15 protein-coding genes and 1 pseudogene are annotated in these 17180 nt (G+C 67.5%); 1 reads left to right on the forward strand and 15 read right to left on the reverse strand.

The window, feature by feature from the left end:
• Together MJ783_RS08645 and MJ783_RS08650 are read right to left on the reverse strand one after the other, a co-directional pair.
• On the reverse strand, positions 1-1670 hold a 1670-nt coding region (locus MJ783_RS08645), incomplete at its 3' end, for a purple acid phosphatase family protein (RefSeq protein ID WP_370651567.1).
• 114 nt (positions 1671-1784) lie between these two features.
• Positions 1785-2792, reverse strand: coding sequence for a DUF2889 domain-containing protein (locus MJ783_RS08650; protein ID WP_239309846.1), 1008 nt, complete (start codon positions 2790-2792; stop codon positions 1785-1787).
• Between the two features lie 469 nt (positions 2793-3261).
• On the opposite strand from MJ783_RS08650, the gene MJ783_RS08655 reads away from it, so the two are divergent.
• Positions 3262-3945, forward strand: a complete 684-nt coding sequence (locus MJ783_RS08655) for a maleylpyruvate isomerase N-terminal domain-containing protein (protein ID WP_239309848.1) — start codon at positions 3262-3264, stop codon at positions 3943-3945.
• Between the two features lie 42 nt (positions 3946-3987).
• Here the strand turns inward: MJ783_RS08655 and glgA are convergent, their stop codons facing one another.
• The 13 genes and pseudogenes from glgA to MJ783_RS08720 all read right to left on the reverse strand — a co-directional run.
• Positions 3988-5136 carry a glycogen synthase gene (glgA, locus tag MJ783_RS08660; protein WP_239309850.1) on the reverse strand — a complete coding sequence of 383 codons (1149 nt, stop codon included), beginning with the start codon at positions 5134-5136 and terminating at the stop codon, positions 3988-3990.
• Positions 5137-5186: 50 nt separating this feature from the next.
• A complete protein-coding gene (gene glgC / locus MJ783_RS08665) occupies positions 5187-6425 on the reverse strand; it encodes a glucose-1-phosphate adenylyltransferase (protein ID WP_239309852.1) in 1239 nt (412 codons plus the stop codon).
• 553 nt (positions 6426-6978) lie between these two features.
• On the reverse strand, positions 6979-9126 hold the full coding sequence (locus MJ783_RS08670) for a glycosyltransferase family 39 protein (RefSeq protein ID WP_239309854.1): 2148 nt from the start codon (positions 9124-9126) through the stop codon (positions 6979-6981).
• Between the two features lie 237 nt (positions 9127-9363).
• Positions 9364-10119: a hypothetical protein gene (locus MJ783_RS08675; RefSeq protein ID WP_239309855.1), complete on the reverse strand. Its 756-nt coding sequence runs from the start codon at positions 10117-10119 to the stop codon at positions 9364-9366.
• A 66-nt stretch (positions 10120-10185) separates the two neighbouring features.
• Positions 10186-10635 (reverse strand): roadblock/LC7 domain-containing protein, encoded by a 450-nt coding sequence (locus tag MJ783_RS08680; RefSeq protein ID WP_255724395.1) that lies wholly within the window; start codon positions 10633-10635, stop codon positions 10186-10188.
• A gap of 574 nt (positions 10636-11209) precedes the next feature.
• Positions 11210-11527, reverse strand: coding sequence for an antibiotic biosynthesis monooxygenase (locus MJ783_RS08685; RefSeq protein ID WP_239309857.1), 318 nt, complete (start codon positions 11525-11527; stop codon positions 11210-11212).
• A 56-nt stretch (positions 11528-11583) separates the two neighbouring features.
• Positions 11584-12567 (reverse strand): acetylserotonin O-methyltransferase, encoded by a 984-nt coding sequence (locus tag MJ783_RS08690; protein WP_239309859.1) that lies wholly within the window; start codon positions 12565-12567, stop codon positions 11584-11586.
• A gap of 86 nt (positions 12568-12653) precedes the next feature.
• Entirely contained in the window at positions 12654-13670 is a 1017-nt protein-coding gene (locus MJ783_RS08695; RefSeq protein ID WP_239309860.1) for an amidohydrolase family protein, read from the reverse strand.
• A gap of 248 nt (positions 13671-13918) precedes the next feature.
• On the reverse strand, positions 13919-14440 hold the full coding sequence (locus MJ783_RS08700) for an ester cyclase (RefSeq protein WP_239309862.1): 522 nt from the start codon (positions 14438-14440) through the stop codon (positions 13919-13921).
• Positions 14437-14742 (reverse strand): antibiotic biosynthesis monooxygenase, encoded by a 306-nt coding sequence (locus tag MJ783_RS08705; protein WP_239309864.1) that lies wholly within the window; start codon positions 14740-14742, stop codon positions 14437-14439. The genes MJ783_RS08700 and MJ783_RS08705 overlap by 4 nt, the downstream gene beginning before the upstream one ends.
• Complete coding sequence (locus MJ783_RS08710) at positions 14742-15479, reverse strand: SDR family NAD(P)-dependent oxidoreductase (protein WP_239309866.1); 738 nt, start codon at positions 15477-15479, stop codon at positions 14742-14744. Before MJ783_RS08710 ends, MJ783_RS08705 begins: the two co-directional genes overlap by 1 nt.
• A complete protein-coding gene (locus MJ783_RS08715) occupies positions 15479-16747 on the reverse strand; it encodes a beta-ketoacyl synthase N-terminal-like domain-containing protein (protein WP_239309868.1) in 1269 nt (422 codons plus the stop codon). The genes MJ783_RS08710 and MJ783_RS08715 overlap by 1 nt, the downstream gene beginning before the upstream one ends.
• Positions 16744-17180 (reverse strand): annotated as a pseudogene (locus MJ783_RS08720) (beta-ACP synthase); the annotation flags it as partial. The pseudogene MJ783_RS08720 and the gene MJ783_RS08715, both read right to left, overlap by 4 nt.

Here is a 17180-nt window from a genome sequence, read left to right on the forward strand (position 1 = left end):
GCGTCGAAGTCGGCCTGCGGGCCGCGCACGCCCCGGGATCCGAGGGTGCACAGTCCGGCGGTACGGACGATCGTGACGCGGTCGAGCTCCGCGCCGCTCTCGGCGATCGCGCGGACGGTCAGCGTCGCCGGCTGGCCGGCGCTCGCGGGCCTGACGTCCACGGCGACGAACGAGAAGCCGGTGTAGCGGACCCGGGACCAGGTCACGACCTCAGCTGTCTTCACCCCGACGCCCGTCCACGAGTAGGTGTTGACTGAGGCAAGGTCGTTCACATGCCCGGCGTAGCTGTCCGGGGCCGGGAAGCTGTACAGGCTGCGCCCGCCGGCACCGACCGACAGGTAGGTGGTCCCGTCGGTGTCCGGGTGGACGGTTCCGCCGATCGGCACCACCTTGGTCGGGCTGCCGCCACGCAGCGGGTCACTGCGTTCGTAGATGTGGTTGTGGCCGTTGATGACGAGGTCGACACGGTAGGTGTCGAACAGGGGCACCCACGCGGCCCGTACGCCGCCCTCGGAGGCGTGCGCGTTCGTCGTCGAATACGCGCAGTGGTGGAAGAAGACGACGATGAAGTCGATGTCGGGCTGGTGACGCAGGAACTCCAGCCGCTCCTTCAGCCAGGCTGTCTGGGAGCCGCCGCTGTAGCCGAGGTTCGCGGGAATCTCGTTCGAGACGTCGTTGGCGTCGAGGCTGATCACTCCGACATTGCCGTAGATGAATGAGTAGACCGACGGGCAGGCCTGCGGGCCGTTGCCGGGGAAGTCCCACCGGGCGATCTGGCCACCGTAGCCGTCCGGGGAGTACAGCGCCTCCATGTCGTGGTTGCCGGTCGCGACCATCCACGGCACCCGTGAGGCGACCGCTTCGATCTGCCCGAGGTAGGCATCCCAGATGGTTGGGTTGAACACGTCCGTCCCGTTCGCGCCGGTGGCGCTCACCGGCAGGCCCCGGCCGCTCGGGTCCGCATACGCGATGTCGCCCGCCAGCAGGTGGAAAGCGGGGTTCTGCTGGGCCACGACACCGTCGTTGGCCAGCGCGTGGGCACTGACGCCTTGGTCGCCGAAGGCCGTGAAGGTGAAGGGATCCGTATTCCAGCGGCCCCGCTGGGGCGCGGTGCGCACCGTCGAGAGGGCGCCGACGGTGGTGGCGGGCTCGTAGCCCTGGTGGCCCACCCCATAGTAGTAGGTGGTGTCGGGGCGCAGCCGGTCCACTTCGACGTGCAGGTAGTACTGGTCGACGGGCCCCGCCGCTCCCGGCACCTCCGAATGCAGCGGACGGACCTCGGCCGGGATGCGCCCGGACAGGTTGTACGGGTCGGTGCCGATGCGCAGGAACGGCCTTCTGACGGGGGTCGGCACCTGCCAGCCGACGCGGATCTGACGGCGTGGGTTCGCGCCGAACGCGAGGTGTCGGGCGAACGGGGCGACCGACGCTCCGTCCGCGGTGGAGTTGGTGGTGACCAGCGTCGGGCTCGCTGCTCCTGCGGCTGGCGTTGTGGCGAACGCCGCCGAGTCGAGCAGGCTGGGGCCGGCGAGGAGCGCGCCGGCCCCGATTGCGCCGGCGCGGAACAGCGTACGACGGGACGGGCGCTGGGCCACCAGCCAGTCGTGCTGTTCGGCCATGCTCATCCGCTCGGCGAGGCGATCGGGTATCCCCATGCGTGGTGTCTTCACGACATGTGACACTGGACCGATCAACTCACGCGGCATGGTCGTCCAGATGAATGACTTCCTACTGTTTTCACCTGAAACGGTGAATGATGTGCCTGAGCTGCGGCCGACCGCCCGCTACGGCAACAGGGGGATCAGCGCGTGCATGTCCGCGAGCGCACGGAGCTGGTCGGTGAGGTGGGTGCAGGTCGTCGGTCCGGCCAGGTCCGCGCGCAGCACGTCGCGGAGCCCAAGCAGGCCCTGGCCGACCAGACGGCTGGCGCTTGCCGCGGCGACCGGGCAGTCCGGGCCGGGAAGGACATGGGGCGTCGCGCTGGTCGAGCGGATCGTCCCGGTTGCGAGGTCGACCGTCGCCCTGACAGCATATTCGTGGATCACTTTCTGAGTACCGTCCGCTTCGCAGAACGTGTCACGAAAAAGTCCCTCAACGGTCACAGCGCCGTGCTGTGGGCCAGGAACCACGTCGATCCTGCGCCGCCGCCGGATGCTTCCCGGTGGCAGATCTGGCATCGTGTGCCAGCCCAGCGGATCGGTCGCGTCCTCCAGCGCCGGGGCGGACGGTCCGATGCCGAGAAGAGCGAAGCGGCCTTCGCGCTGGCTCACGTCCATCACGCCACCGGCCTTCCAGCCTGCGCAGACATCCGTGGGTGGCATGATTGTGTTCCGCGGTCGTTTGCCGGAGACGCGGGCGATGGCCGACCCTGAGATCAGGGTGACGACGGGTACTTCGTCGAGGAGGAGGCCGAGCAGGGTGCCGTCGGCGGTCAGCTGGGGCACAGCCCGGTCCAGCGCCGTGCGGAAGCCGGAGCCAGCCCGGGTACCGACCAGCGTGTCCGTGCCCGCCGTCGCGGGCTCACAGGAAACCGCGGTCACCAGGCGCTGGCCGAAGTAGTCGATCGCGACTCGGGTACTTGCCTCGGCCACGAGCTCCGGATCGGAGTCTGTGGTTCGCCGGTCTGCGGTCGTGCGGATGTCGCGGGCCCTGCCGACAAGGATGAGCGGGCCTTCGAGGCCGTCCGGGCGCAGGGCGTCGACCGAGCTGGTTCGACGCACCGAGCCTGGGATGCGCGGCGGCGTGCCCGCACTCGGCCCGACTGTCCCGGGCCACAGAAGAACACTGGTCACTCTTACAACAGTTACCAGCCCGGATGAGTCGTTGCAGCATCCAAGCTTGGGCACAGCGCCGGAAGTCGGCAATGTCACGCCCCCACGCTCACGCCCTCGCGTCACGCCCCCATGGTCATGACTGCTTTGCGCCGAACATCCTGGCCCGCTGCTCCGAACGTCTCTGCCTACGAGTCTGGTAGAGGGTTCGGTGTCGGCGCGTGATAAGAGCGCCCGAGGACAGGGCGGACGAACCGGGTGAGGTCCGCCGGCGGCCGGTACGTCGTTTGGCCGTAGTCCAGCAGCTTGCCGTCGACGGGGTCGGTGACCAGGCGCCGCCACACTCCGTCGCCGGCGACCTGGCGAGCCACATCCGCTCTGATCGGCTACACATAGATATCCCCCTAAAAGGGAGCGGCGTACGGGCGGATGGATCGCGAGGTGACGGAGGGATACGCCCAGGTGTTGACCTTGACGGCTCTGAAGGGCTATGACTCGACAGGTGCATGGCACCGGACCCCACGAAACGCGGGCCTGTTTCGAGCATGCGGCCAGCGCGTTCGTGTCCCTCGTCACCGGAATCAGCGATGATTGCTGGACGGCCCCAGCCCTGGGTGAGTGGTCTGTGCGCGACCTGGTCGGGCACACGAGCCGGGCGTTGTCGACCGTGGAGACCTACCTGGGGACACCGGCCGGCGTGGTTGATGCGGGCGCCGGCGCTCAGACTGATCGCATAGATGCCGTCGGCTACTACCTGGCGGTACGAAGCGGGGATCTGGCGGTGCGTATCGGGCTGGCGGACCCCGCGGCCGTGACCCAACGTGGCCGTGATGCCGGCGCGGCACTCGGTGACGACCCGTCGGACGCGGTTACGGCGCTGGCCAACCGGGTGCGCGAGCTGGTGCGCGAGAGCCCCGACGACGCGGTCGTCATGACTGCGCTCGGCGCTATGAGGCTGGCTGACTACCTGCCCACCCGGACCTTTGAGCTCACCGTCCACACCCTGGATCTGGCTCGTGCGCTGGATGTCCCGCCACCGGCGAGCCTCGGCACCGCCATCGGTGGCAGCCTGCTGCTCGCCGCCGGCATCGCCGCGGCGCTCCCCGACGCCGCCGACATCCTCCTGCTGCTCACCGGGCGCGCGGACCTACCCGCAGCCCTCAGCGTGGTCTGACACCAGCGGCATGGCCTGACACCAGCGGCACGTTGGCCGGGGTCAGACCAGAGTCTCGTAGAGGCGGGCGGTCTTCTCGGCCACGGCCGGCCAGCCGAACTCGGTGACGGCCCGGTCGCGGCCGGCTCTGCCCATGGCCGCGGCGCGCGCCGGGTCCGCGAGGAGCTCGTTGACGGCGGCGGCGAGCGCCGCCGGGTCGCTGGGCGGGACGAGCAGCCCGGTCACGCCGTCATCCACCACTTCGGGGATACCGCCGACCCTGGAGGCGACCACGGCCGTGCCACAGGCCATCGCCTCCAGGTTGACGATCCCGAGCGGTTCGTACACGGACGGGCAGACGAACACGGTTGCATGCGACAGCAGCCCGATGATGTCGGGCTTGCTCAGCATGCCCGAGATCCATACGAGTCCCTTGCGGGTGTCGCGCAGCCCGTCCACCAGGTCGGTGACCTCGGTCAGTAGCGCGGGGGTGTCGGGCGCGCCCGCGCAGAGCACCAGTTGCGCCCGCGGGTCGAGCTCGGCCGCGGCCCGCAGCAGCACTGGTACTCCCTTCTGGCGGGTGATCCGACCGACAAACACCACGGATGGCTGTTCCGGGTCCACCCCGTACCGGGTGAGGACGTCGGTCGCGGGGCTTGGCATGTACTCATCGGTGTCGATCCCGTTGCGGATGACATGGATCTTCGCCGGATCGACCGCCGGATAAGCCGACAGGACGTCCGCCCGCATGCCCTCGCTCACCGCGATGACGGCCGCGGCGGACTCGATGGACACCCGTTCGCACCAGGATGACAGCGCGTAGCCGCCACCGAGCTGTTCGGCCTTCCACGGCCGCAGCGGTTCCAACGAGTGTGAGGTCAACACATGTGGGATCCCATAGAGCAGCGACGCCAGATGCCCGGCCAGGTTGGCATACCAGGTGTGTGAATGCACCAGGTCGGCGCCGGCGGCGGCGGCGGTCGCGGACAGGTCGGCCGACACCGTCCGCAGGGCGTCACCCGCGTCCGCCAGCTGTTCCCACGGCCGGTGGGCGCGCACCGCGATACCGTCCGAGCCCACCCGGTCGGCCCCCTGGCAGTGCACGGTCAGCTCCACGAACCGGGAGATCTCGCGGGCAAGGTACTCGACGTGCACTCCGGCGCCGCCGTAGACCTCCGGCGGGTACTCCCTGGTCAGCAACGAGACGCGCATTACCTGCCCTTCAGGCATCCAGGACGGGGCTCAGTCGGTGATTGTCGGGCTCAGCCGGTGATCGTCACACCTTTCCCGACGACCGTGACGCCATCGGGGCTGACTGTGAATCCGCGGGCGATGTCGTGTTCCTTGTCCACCCCGATCTGCGTACCTTCCGGTACCACCACGTTCTTGTCGAGGATCGCGTCGCGGACCACCGCGCGCCGTCCGATGATCGTGTTGTCCAGTACGACCGCGTTCTCGACCTGCGCCCAGGAGTTCACCCGTACTCCCGGCGACAGGACCGACCGGCGTACCAGGCCGCCGGAAATGATCACTCCGTTGCTGACGACGCTGTTGAGCGCCATGCCGGTACGGCCTGGTTCCTCGTGCACGAACTTCGCCGGCGGCAGGGACGGGACGTTCGTCAGGATCGGCCAGTGCCGGTTGTACAGGTTGAACACCGGATCGAAGGCACACAGATCCATGTGCGCGTCGAAGTAGGAGTCGAGGGTGCCGACATCCCGCCAGTAGCCCCGGTCCCGTTCGCTCGCTCCTGGCACGTCGTTGTCAGCGAAGTCGTAGACCTGTGCCATGCCTTCCTTCGCCAGCATCGGGATGATGTTCCCGCCCATGTCGTGGACGCTGTCGTCGTCGGTGGCATCGGCTCGCAGCGCCTCGATCAGGGTGTCGGTGGAGAAGACGTAGTTGCCCATGGAGGCGAACGTCTCATCGGGCGCGTCCGGCAGGCCCGGAGGATCCGCGGGCTTCTCGAGGAAGGCGTCAATTGTGCGACCATCCGCACTCGGACTGATCACACCGAGTTGTGTCCCCTCCATCCGGGGCACACGCAGCCCCGCAACGGTCACTCCGGCCCCGCTGCCCAGATGCTGTCCGACCATCTGCCGCGGGTCCATTCGGTAGACGTGGTCGGCGCCGAACACGACCACGATATCCGGTTGATCATCGTAGATGAGGTTCAGTGACTGCAGGATGGCGTCCGCGGATCCCGTGTACCAGCGGGGTCCGAGCCGCTGCTGTGCGGGCACCGGCGTGACGTAGTTGTCGAGCAGGTCGCTCATCCGCCACGTGGTGGTGATGTGCCGGTCCAGGCTGTGGCTCTTGTATTGCGTGAGAACGCAGATCCGCAGGTAGCCGGCGTTGGCCAGGTTCGACAGGACGAAATCGATCAGCCGGTAGAGGCCGCCGAACGGGACAGCCGGTTTGGCGCGGTCGGCGGTGAGCGGTGCGAGCCGTTTGCCCGCACCACCGGCCAGCACGACGCCGAGCACTCTTGGCGTTGACATCCCAGACCTCCCCGGGGTAGCGATCGATGATCGGATGGGATCGGCTGGCACCGGCCTGTGGCGGCCGGGTTGGTAGGCCCAAAGCCTAACAACGTGTAGCTAATTGCGATGTTGGGCACAGAAGCTCTTGGGACCTGTCTTACCACCGGGTTCACGCTGATCATCCTGGGCGCGGCGGATCGGATGCTCACGAAAAGGATTTTTTGTTATTATTGGGAATAATAATCTCATCGATTGATTTTTTATGGTGTTCTGGTGTCACTCGGTTGGTCTTCCCTGGCTGTGCCCTGCTATGCGCGCGATCCCCGTTGATCATGCGCATTTCCCGGCGCGTGGCGGGCTCACCGTGGGCGGCACGCCCTACCTGGTGAGCCCGCTCCGGCGGGTCCTAGAGCGACCGGCAACAGGGGACGCGGCGTCGCGGGGCTGGGGCACGCACCTCGCATCGTTGGCATCAGTCGCCACCCAACACCTCCGGTGGCTCCCTGCGACGCCTCGCGATGCACGCACCCCGGCCCCGCTCCTTGATCCACACCCCTGTTGCTGGGCGCTCTTATCCGGCGGGCGTGGTCAGGTCGTACACGGTTGTGCCGCCGATCGTGGTCTGGCTGAAGTTCTGCTGCACCCACGCGGTGATGGCGCTGGCCGTGCCACTGGGCTGGCCGCCGCCCATCGCCATCCCCATCCCGCCGCCGCCCATGAAGTAGTGGATTTTTCGTTGGCTGACGTACTCCTGGAACTGCGCGAGCGTGGGCGTGGGATCGGTTCCGTTGAAGCCGCCGATGGCCATCACCGGGTCGCCGGTGGCGAGCTGGACGCCTGCCGCGGAGTTGGAGCCGACGGCGGCCGCGACCCAGATGTAGCGCCCCGCGTCCGCCCGCAGCGCCGTGACCAGCGCGGCACTTGGCGTTCCCGCGTTGAGAAGCCCGCCGAGGCCACCGGCTGTCCGTCCGAACATGGCTCCGCCCCGCCGGCCGAAGCCGCCGGCCAGACCTGCGGTACCGCCCTGTGCGGCCGGGCCGCCCGGTGACGTGCCCGGCGGGATGCTACCGCCAGCGAAACCACCGCCAGTGAAACCGTTCATCCAGCCGCCGCCAGCGAAGCCGCGGCCGGGGCCGGGGCCGCCAGCGAAGCCGCGGCCGGGGCCACCGAAACCCGTGGGCCCGGCGGATGGGATGGCACCGGTGTGCGTGGCGGAAGCCGTCGCGACCGCGTAGGCGGCTGGCCCGGTGGCGCCCGCGACAATGCTCACGGCAGCCATCACCACGGCGGCCCGGCGAGCCAACGGCACCGAGAGCACGAGGCTGAGGATCAGCGCGACAATCGCCGCGCCACCGAGAAGGAGCACCAGCGGCCGCAGCCACGGGTGCCAGCTGGGCGTCCGGCTGAGCAGGACGTAGGCCCAGGCCGTTGTGGCGGCCAGGGCCATGGCCAGCAGCAGAGCGGCGGCGAACTGGCCACGGCGGCGCCAGAGGCCGGTGCCGCCGATACCGATCACAGCTCCGATCGCGGGGGCGAGCGCTACCGTGTAGTACGGGTGGATGATCCCCTGGGCGAGGCTCAGGGTGATGCCGGTGACGAGGAGCCAGCCGCCCCACAGCGCAAGGGCCGCCCGGGTCCTGTCCGTACGCGGGGCGCGCCAGCCGAACGCAAGCCCGCCGATCAGGAGGATCAGCGCAGCCGGAATGAGCCAGGAGACCTGCCCACCCATCTCGGAGTTGAACATCCTGGTCAGACCAGTCGCTCCCCAGCGGCCACCGGTGCCGCCCGCCCCGCCCATGCCACCGACGCTGCCGGCTTCGTTGCCGTTGAGCCGGCCGAAGCCGTTGTAGCCGAAGATCAGATTAAGGACGCTGTTGTTCTGCGAGCCGCCGATGTAGGGGCGTGAGCTCTTCGGCCACAGTTCCACGGCCGCGACCCACCAGCCGGCAGCGACGAGCATCGCCACCCCGGCGAGCAGGAGCTGGCCGATCCTGCGCCGGAGCGGTGCCGGCGCGGCCAGGAGATAGGTGAGCGCGAACGCCGGCACGACCAGGAATGTCTGCATCATCTTGGCGAGAAAACCGAAACCGACGAAGACGCCCGCCCAGACGATCCAACGGGTACTCGCGTTCTCCACCGCCCGGACGGTCGCGTACGCACCCAGGACCAGCAGCAGGACGAGCAGCGAGTCGGGGTTGTTGAACCGGAACATCAGCACCGCGACCGGGGTCGTCGCGAAGACCGCGCCGGCCAGCAACGCCGCGCCGGGGGAGAACCAGCGCCGGACCGTCGCATACAGGACGCCCACGGCCGCGACGCCCTCAAGCGCCTGCGGGACGAGCACGCTCCACGAGTTGAGCCCGAAGAGGCGTACGAAGATCTCCGCGACCCACAGGGAAGCCGGTGGCTTGTCCACGGTGATGAAGTTCGAGGCATCCGAGGAACCGAAGAAGAAGGCCTTCCAGCTCGTCGAACCGGCCTGCACAGCGGCGGAGTAGAAGGCGTTCGCCCAGCCGGACCTCCCCAGCCCCCAGCTGTAGAGCAGCGCGGTTGCGGTGAGAAGGGCGAGCAGGGCAGGGCGCACCCAGGGCTGGTCGGCTTCCCGGCCGCGAAGAAGGCGCCGCGCCCATCGGGCGGGTGGCTGCCGGACCTGGGTAGCCGCCGGGCCAGCCGGTGCGGGGGGAACTCCGGCCGCCTGGTCCGGAAAGGTTGTGGTCACGTTCAGGTCCTCATCATCAGGGGCGGGAGCTGGACGACGGCGCGGCCGGGGAGCGTCCGGGGTGCCCGGCTGGCCGTCATCACGGATATCGCCGACATCGCCCTATCGTCGGGTCTCAGCCTGATGTGGGCCTGACGCAAGTCTGGGAACCGACTGAAGGCCGACGCGGGCGGGCAGCCCCGCCGACACAGCTGTGCGGGGACGGCATCGTGCCCATCGTGGTGTCCATCGCGCCGGTCACCCGCTGTCGGGGCGACCGGCGATCAGATCGGAGATGCGGTCTTTGCGGTGGATCCACCGTTGGTCGTGGCGGATGGCCCGGCTGTCGGCCCGCGCGGCTTTGTGAGATCCGCTGTGATAGCGCCATCGTGCCCACGGCGAGTTGGGCCGAGCCAGCCGGATCGCGCCGATGAGCGCGAGGAAGGGGACGAGCAGCCCGATGGTCCCGAGGCGCAGTTTGCCCTTCAGAAAAGTGATCACTACCAGAAGGATGTTGAGGATGAGTGATGCCACATAGTCCCACAGCGCCGCGCTCTGGCTGTCGTCAAGGCCGTTGACCCCGAAGGGCAGGCTGCCCAGAATGAGCAGGCCGGTGACCGCCACCCCGAGGGCGACCGCATCGACCGAGACGCGGCCCTCCTCGCTCCAGTACACGTCCTGTAGGTGCAGGACCAAAGCGAACTCGTCCAGGACGAGCGCGATCCCGACACCGAACAGCGCTCCGAGCAGGTCCCACCACGGTGATCTGCCGGCTGCCGGGGTGAACGCGCCGACTCCGGCGACGCACATGAAAATGATGCCGAAGACGATATGGTGGATATGTGTCCCGCCAGCCGCGACATTTCCGGGCCACCAGGAAACCCCCGCCCGGATCATCCGGACGCTGAGCCGGATGAACAGAAATGTACCCACGAACGCCACCAGCAGCAGGAACAGCGGCTGTTTCCCGGGCTCGACAATGACCCGGTGATAGAAGTCCGTCACCGCGCTCACCTGAACTTCCGCAAAGAATCTAGGCCCGCCGCGGCCGGGTCTGTCCGGACCGTATTCGTCAGGCGGTTATCCTACGTCCAGCCGGCTCCGTGGCTCGCCGCGCCTGGCCGGTGTCAGGAAGTCGCGTGCCCGCGCCACCAGCCGGGTCATCTCATATCCGACGAGACCGATTTCACATGTTTTGGCGGCCAGGACGGACAGGCAGGCGCCCTCGCTGATGGCCATGAGGAGCAGGGTGCCGTGGTCCATCTCGACCATTGTCTGGCGTACCGGTCCGGACTCCATGAGGGTCGCCGCACCGAGGGCCAGGCCGAGCAGGCCCGAGGAGATCGCGCACAGTTGTTCTGCCCGGTCGCGGATAAAGCCGTCGCACACCGCGAGCAGCAGCCCATCGACCGAGACGACGATGGCACTCGCCACTCCAGGAACCGACCCGACGAAGTTATTGACGAGCCAGTTCAGCCCACCGTCTGGCCCACCGTCTGGCTCGTCGTCCGGTGCGCTCGCCTCGGTCACACGCTCCCTCGCTGTCCGCACGGGTGCGCCGATCCACCATGGCTCCGGTAGTACAATTCGCTACCTCTCTGGCCGTTCTCGTCCGCGTTCGGTGACCCGACTGAGCCGTGGCTATTTCCGCCAAGGTATCGGCTCGGGGTTCGCCAACCGCGACCAGGTTCCTCGCGTCACCTTCGGATGGCCAGTTTATGCCCTGCCAGGTGGGCGCCTTGACCTGGTGACAGCTGGGTCAGGCGGCGGGCTGGAAAAAGTACCCAAGATAAACGAATTAACCTGTTATGTCTGTATTGCTATGATCACCCGTTGATTGGATTTTGTCACCGGGCTCGTGTCGGCTGGCCTTGACCCGTTGGGATGGCCTTGAGCCGCCGGGATCCACGGCCAATCTCGTCGCCGTGATCTGACCGGTCGCTATCGGTCGTCATGGTCCAGTCGGTAGAAAAGACTGGAATCCGGCAAGGCCCATGCATCCGGCAAATCCAGTATTGTGGCCATATGCTGGTCCGGCCACCCGGCCGTCGATCAACGGGCGGGTGGCCGGACGGGTATGCCAGTGTGACGGGCATACCGATGTTCAGCTGGTGGCGGCTCCGTGCTCAAGCCGGGCAGCGATGTTGTAGATCCGGCGTTCGAAGCTCCCGGACCAGTACGGCGTCATCGGGCTGGTGATCTCACGGTGGCCCGGTGCGGTCTCCCAGGCGAGGAACTGCTCTTCGCTCTCCCACTCGCTGAGCAGGAGGTAACGGCCGGAGCCGTCGGGGTCTCGCAGGAGCTCGTCACCGAGGAGACCGGGCGTGCCCTTCATCCGTGCGGTGACCTGTAGATAAGCCAGTTCGAACTCGTTCGCCACCGCCGGGGCGACATTCGCGAAGACAAGAATACGCGCGGTCATCGACGACCTCCTTGCGTCAGCTATTTTTTGATCTTCCACGGACGGCGCCGAGAAGGCTATCCGGCCGTGGCCAGAACAAGCGAGGCCGGACCGGCCAGCGGCCGGTGCTCGTCGAACCGCCAACCGGTGTCCGCCAGCAGTTTGGCGGCTTCCTCGACGCTGTAGGCCTGGCCACCGCCGACAAGCAGGAATTCACCCGAGAGGAGTGCCGCAAACGCGGGGTCGGTGTGGGTGGGATCGGTCCACAGGTCGACCAGCAACAGACGGGCCCCGTCAGGGGCCGCCGCCCGGACCCGGCTCAGCAGAATCCGGCTGCGGTCCGGTGGGAAGAGATGAATCACGTTCGCCAGCAGCAGCACATCGTGGTCCTTGGGTATCGGATCGTTGAAGAGATCGCCCTCGACGATGGTCAGCCGGTCCCGGTCAGCCAACCCGTCGACATGCCGCGCAGCCACGACCGCGGTCTGGGGAAGCTCGAACAACGTGGCGGACAGCTGCGGATTGCGGCCCAGTGCCGCGCGCGCGAACGAACCAGTACCGCCACCCAGATCGAGCAGGCGCTGATGGGCGGAGAAGGAGTAGCGACCGGGTAGCGCCGCCGCGGAGGCGCTGGTGCTGACCTCCATTCCGAGCGAGAGCATTGTCTGCTCCGCCGCGGACAGGGGCTCTGTCTGCGGTTCGCCCGTGCGCACCGCGGCCTCAAGCCGTTGCCAGGTGGGATAGCTGATCTGGTCCCACCACCTCAGCATGGGGCGCCGGTCAGCCGGCGTGGCGCCGGCCAGAAACGTCTGCGCGACTGGGGCGTTGCTGTATTCGTCGCCCTCCCGGTTGACCAGGCCGACGCTCACCATCGCATCGGCGACGATCCGCGTGGACCGTTCCGGAACGTCGATCACGGTGCTCAACTGCGCCGCCGTGCGCGAGCCCGGCGCCAGCGCCTCGAACAGGCCGATCCGGGACGCGACGAACAGAAACTTGGCGGCCATGTAGCCGGCGGAGATCCGTAGAATCTGTTCGGGTGTTTCACTGGACTCGGTCATGATAGTTCCCGTTCTTGAGTAATGGTTCGTCGGTCGGGCGCTGATATTTGCGGGACCAGGTGTCGAGACGGATCGAGGCGGGCAGTTCAGCCGGTTCTCGGGAAATTTTCTGGTGCCACTCGGCGAGCGACGGCCGGGAAAAGCCGAAGTGCGTTTTCGCGACTGATCAGACGAAATGCTTCCGTATCGAGACTGGGATCATTTTTCAGTCCCTGGGACGCCACGGAAACTCCGGCGGCGGGCACCGCGTTGTAGTCGCTACCGTAAAGGATTCGCGTGGCACTGACGGAGGCGAGTAATGTCGGTGTGGCGTATGGTGACATCGGCCCGGCTGTATCGTAGTGAAAGCGGTTCAGGGCGGCCTGGACCGTGCTGGCGTCGAGACCATGCCCGAAGGCGGCGGCAAGGGTGAGCCGGGCGGCCTGATAAGGCAGGAAGCCGCCGGCGTGCGGCAGGATGAACGAGATTTCCGGGTAACGGTCCAGCGTGCCGCAAGTAATCAGCTGGATGGCTGCCCGCGTCGTGTCGAGCATGAAGTCCGCGATGAATGCCGGGAACGGGCTCACTGAGCAGGACGGCAGGTTGAACGGGTGGATGAGCACGACTGCCTGCCGCAGGTTCAGCTCCGCGAAGACCTCGTCAAGGGCAGGATCTCCCAGATATGCCCCGTCCGCATGGCAGCCCATGACGACGCCGTCCGCGTCGAGCTCGTCGAATGCATAGGCGATCTCGGCCAGTGAGATTTCCATGAATGGCAGCGGAACGTAGGCGAGAAATCCGAACCGCTGCGGGTGCTGATGGGCGATCTCGGCCAGTGACTCGTTGGCGGTACGGGCGATCTCGGCGGCCCAGGGCGCATCCCCGCCGAGGAATTCGCTGGGAATCGCGGCCGACGCCAGCCCCAGCTCGATGCCAGTCATGTCCATCGTCTCCAGAGCGACCCCGAGATCCCAGGTCGCGAAGGGCGGTCCGCCGACCGGTGGTAGCAGATTACGGTCGACCGCCAATCGTTTTAAAGTGGGTGGTAACATATGGTGATGGACGTCGATGTACCCGCTTGGTCGCGCGCCGTCGGAATGCGCTCCGGGAGGATGTTCGCTCATGGTGGGTTCTCCTGGCCGGGACGGGGTGAGATAAAACTAAGGTGGGATGAATGTTAAAGGGCAACCGGTCCGCTGGATTATGACACCACTGGTCCTGTCCGCGACGATGATTTTCTCGGCCGGTGGCCTGGTTTTCGGCAGAAAATCAGAGCGCGGTGTGATGGTGCTGGCAGGGGCTTGTCTGATCTGTTTCGTTCGGCTTGGGAGACAGGGCTTTTGCCCTCACCGGCCGGGCCGTGGACGGCTGGTTATCCGACGGTGAGAGGTACGCTCTCCTGTTCCCCGCTGCCCGTAGCTCCTTTCTCGGAGCTCCCGAGCCCGCCGCCGAGCCCGCCGGGATGCGGGCCTCGTACGTTCATGCCAAGCTGGCGGAGCAGGCCGCGATCGTCGCGGATCGCGTCATGCTCGACGACCTTTCCCCCGGACATGCGAAACCAGTGGGTATGTCGCCAGGCCACCCGCTGACCAGCGGCCCGCACTCCCATGATCACTCCGTGCGCCGTGCCTTCGATCACAATCATCGAGGCGACGAGCTCCGAATCCGCGACGATGCTTTCCAGCCGCCAGGCGGCGGCCGGAAAGCATCGCAGCACGACCCCCAAAGTGGCAGCCAGACCAGCCCGCCCAGGTGGGCTGCCGGGCTCCATTCGGTGATTAACCATATCCGGGGCGAATGCTGTCAGGGCACCTTCGAGATCGCCGTTCTCCAGTGCCCGGAAGTGGTTGATGATCGTCAGTCTGTTAGTATCGGCCAGGGTCTCGCCGCTCACGATCGCCATTCTGTTCCTTCCAGGTGGACGAGGATTTCGGCTACCTCCATCCGCACGCTCTCTCGCAGGTCGCGCAGTGGCGCGGTGAGAGCGTCCTGCTCCGGGCTGCGCTCGAAGGCCTGGAAATGCTCCCGGTCCGTCCAGTCGCTCGTGATGACGAACGCGCACGGGCCGTCCCGCAGGAGGCTCTGCCGCAGATTGCCTGTTGCCCGGCTCGCGGCCAGCGCGACCTTTTCCCAGACGTCGATGAAATCTTGTTCCCGGTTGGGACGGACACGCATCGTAAGAGTTACTCTGATCATCAGATCCCTCCGTCTACGTACAGCGTGGCGCCGGTGATGTAGCGGGCCGCGTCACCCGCGAGGAAGAGTACCGCGCTGGCGATCTCCTCGGGCCGAGCGAGGCGCCCGAGCGCGGTCATCGCCTCGGCCTGTGCCCGCCTTGCTGGCGACATGCCGGCCGTCTGGTCGGTCTCGGTGAAACCGGGGGCCACCGTGTTGACCCGGATGCCTCGTGACCCGAGCTCCTTGGCCAGGGATCTGGTGAAGCCGAGGACAGCGGCCTTGGAGGCCATGTACGGGGTGCGGTCCGCGACGCCGCGCAATGCTCCGGCCGAGCCGATGGTAATGATCGACGCTTCATTGGCCAGTAGGTCGTGCGCCGCTCGGTGGAGCAGGTAAAGGCTGGTCAGGTTGGTGTCGAGCACCCGCCGCCACTCGTCCAGGCCGAGCTGGTGCAGCGGTGCCTGGGTCGCGGCCGCCGCGTTGTTGACCAGGATGTCGAGCGCCCCGAAGCGGTCACGGGCGGCCTCCAGTAGCCGGTTCACGTCCGCTTCCACCGACACGTCGGCGCGTACCAGCTGCGCGTCGGCGCCAAGTCGGTCGAGTTCGTCCGCGAGTGAAGTGACCGCATCGCTTTCGTTGACATAGCAAGTGATCACAGACGCTCCCTGCTGCGCGAGCGCCAGCACGACGGCACGCCCGATCCCGCGGGCACCGCCGGTGACCAGGGCTGATCTGCCTTTGAGCCCGAAGTCCATCAGCTGTCCCCCCGCGCGGGTGTCTCGACGGCCCGCAGGATCAGCGAGCTGTTGAAGCCGCCGTAGCCGCGGGCGTTGACCATGGCGACCCGTACCGGGGTCTCACGTGGTTCCCGGACGAGGTCGAGGCGGTACTGCGGGAGCGGGTCGTCGAGGTTACCGACCGCCGGGATCACCCCGTCGCGGATGGACAACAGCGCGTTCGCCGCCGCCAGCGCTGAGCCGCCCGCGCACATCCGCCCGATCAGACCCTGCGGAGCGGTGACGGGAACGTGCTCCGCATGGGCACCGAATGCCAGGTGGATCGCGCGTGCCTCCAGGTCGTCGAGATCCCGCGAGCCCGCGCCGTCCGCGAAGATCACATCAACGTCGGCCGGGTTGAGGTCCGCATCGACGAGCGCTCGGCGCATGGCCTCGGCGTACCAGCGCGGGTCCGGCGAGGGGTCGCGATGATGGGCCGCGTCGTGGGTCGCCGCGTATCCGGCGATCTCGGCGTATATCTTCGGCGCGCCGCGGGCCGCCGCGGAGGCCGGGTCCTCCACGACGAGTGTCACGCCGCCCTCGGCGGGCACATGACCACCCGCGGAACGGTCGAACGGCTTGTAGCCGGCTTTCGGCTCGCTGCTGGTGGACAGGCGCCCGCCGGTGATCTGGCAGGTCAGAGCGTAGGGAGTGAGGCCGGCCTCGGCAGCGCCAGCGAGGACGGCCGGCGTTCCCCGGCGGATCGTCCGCCGGGCCTGCGCGAGACTGTCGAGGCCACCGGCGGCGTCGGTGACCACAACCGCGGACGGTCCCTTCAGGCCGTGCCTGATCGAGGTCTGGCCGGTGGTCGCCGCGTAGAACCAGGCGATGGACTGGTACACGCTGACGGCCTGGCGGCCAAGGCTCCACAGCCGCTGGATCTCCCGCTGGCCGAAGTCATTGCCGCCGGACCCGGCCGCGAACACCACCGAGGTCGCGTACGGATCGTGCGCCGCCGGGTCGTAGGAGGCGTCGGACAGCGCGAGTTCGGTCGCGGCCATGCCGAGCCACGTCCACCGGTCGGTCTGTAGGACGAGTCGGCCGCCCAGGCGCCCAGCGGGGTCGAATCCGTCGATCTGGCCGGCAAGCGTCGTGGTGTACCGGCTGGCGTCGAAGCTGGTGATCGGTTTTACCCGTAACTCGCCACGCAGCGTGGAGCGCCAGTGCTCCTCGGTTCCGATGCCGCTGGGGGCTATCACTCCGACACCGGTGACAACAGGACGCAGGGCCGGCCGAGCGGCGATCACCGGGCATCCGATCCGCGGTCGAGAACGATGGCTGACTGGAACCCGCCGAAGCCGCTGCCGACCGACAGGGCCACGGTGACGTCATGGTCACGAGCGATGTTCGGTACGTAGTCCAGGTCGCATTCGGGGTCTGGGCGGGCCCAGTTGGCGGTGGGTGGGACGACCCGGTTCTCGATCGCCAGGGCGCAGGCCGCGACCTCGATGGCGCCGATCGCTCCCAGGGAGTGACCGACCATGGATTTGATCGAGCTCACCGGGACGGTGTAGGCATGTTGCCCGAGTGCTTTCTTGAACGCGGCGGTCTCGTGGCGATCGTTCTGTTTGGTCCCGGAACCGTGGGCGTTGACGTAGTCGATCCGGGCCGGGTCGGTGTGGCCCTGCCGCAGGGCATCCGAGATCGCCACGGCCATGTCGAGACCGTCGGCCTTCAGAC

It is taken from the genome of Protofrankia sp. Cj3, from assembly GCF_917627355.1.
Classification (GTDB): Bacteria; Actinomycetota; Actinomycetes; order Frankiales; family Frankiaceae; genus Protofrankia.

Coding starts and splice junctions, on each gene's coding strand:
- glgA (WP_239309850.1), bottom strand. CDS start 5,136: ATGCGCGTCTCGTTGCTGACCAGGGAGTACCCGCCGGAGGTCTACGGC.
- MJ783_RS08685 (WP_239309857.1), bottom strand. CDS start 11,527: ATGACCGCGCGTATTCTTGTCTTCGCGAATGTCGCCCCGGCGGTGGCG.
- glgC (WP_239309852.1), bottom strand. CDS start 6,425: ATGTCAACGCCAAGAGTGCTCGGCGTCGTGCTGGCCGGTGGTGCGGGC.
- MJ783_RS08690 (WP_239309859.1), bottom strand. CDS start 12,567: ATGACCGAGTCCAGTGAAACACCCGAACAGATTCTACGGATCTCCGCC.
- MJ783_RS08695 (WP_239309860.1), bottom strand. CDS start 13,670: ATGAGCGAACATCCTCCCGGAGCGCATTCCGACGGCGCGCGACCAAGC.
- MJ783_RS08655 (WP_239309848.1), top strand. CDS start 3,262: ATGACTCGACAGGTGCATGGCACCGGACCCCACGAAACGCGGGCCTGT.
- MJ783_RS08705 (WP_239309864.1), bottom strand. CDS start 14,742: ATGATCAGAGTAACTCTTACGATGCGTGTCCGTCCCAACCGGGAACAA.
- MJ783_RS08710 (WP_239309866.1), bottom strand. CDS start 15,479: ATGGACTTCGGGCTCAAAGGCAGATCAGCCCTGGTCACCGGCGGTGCC.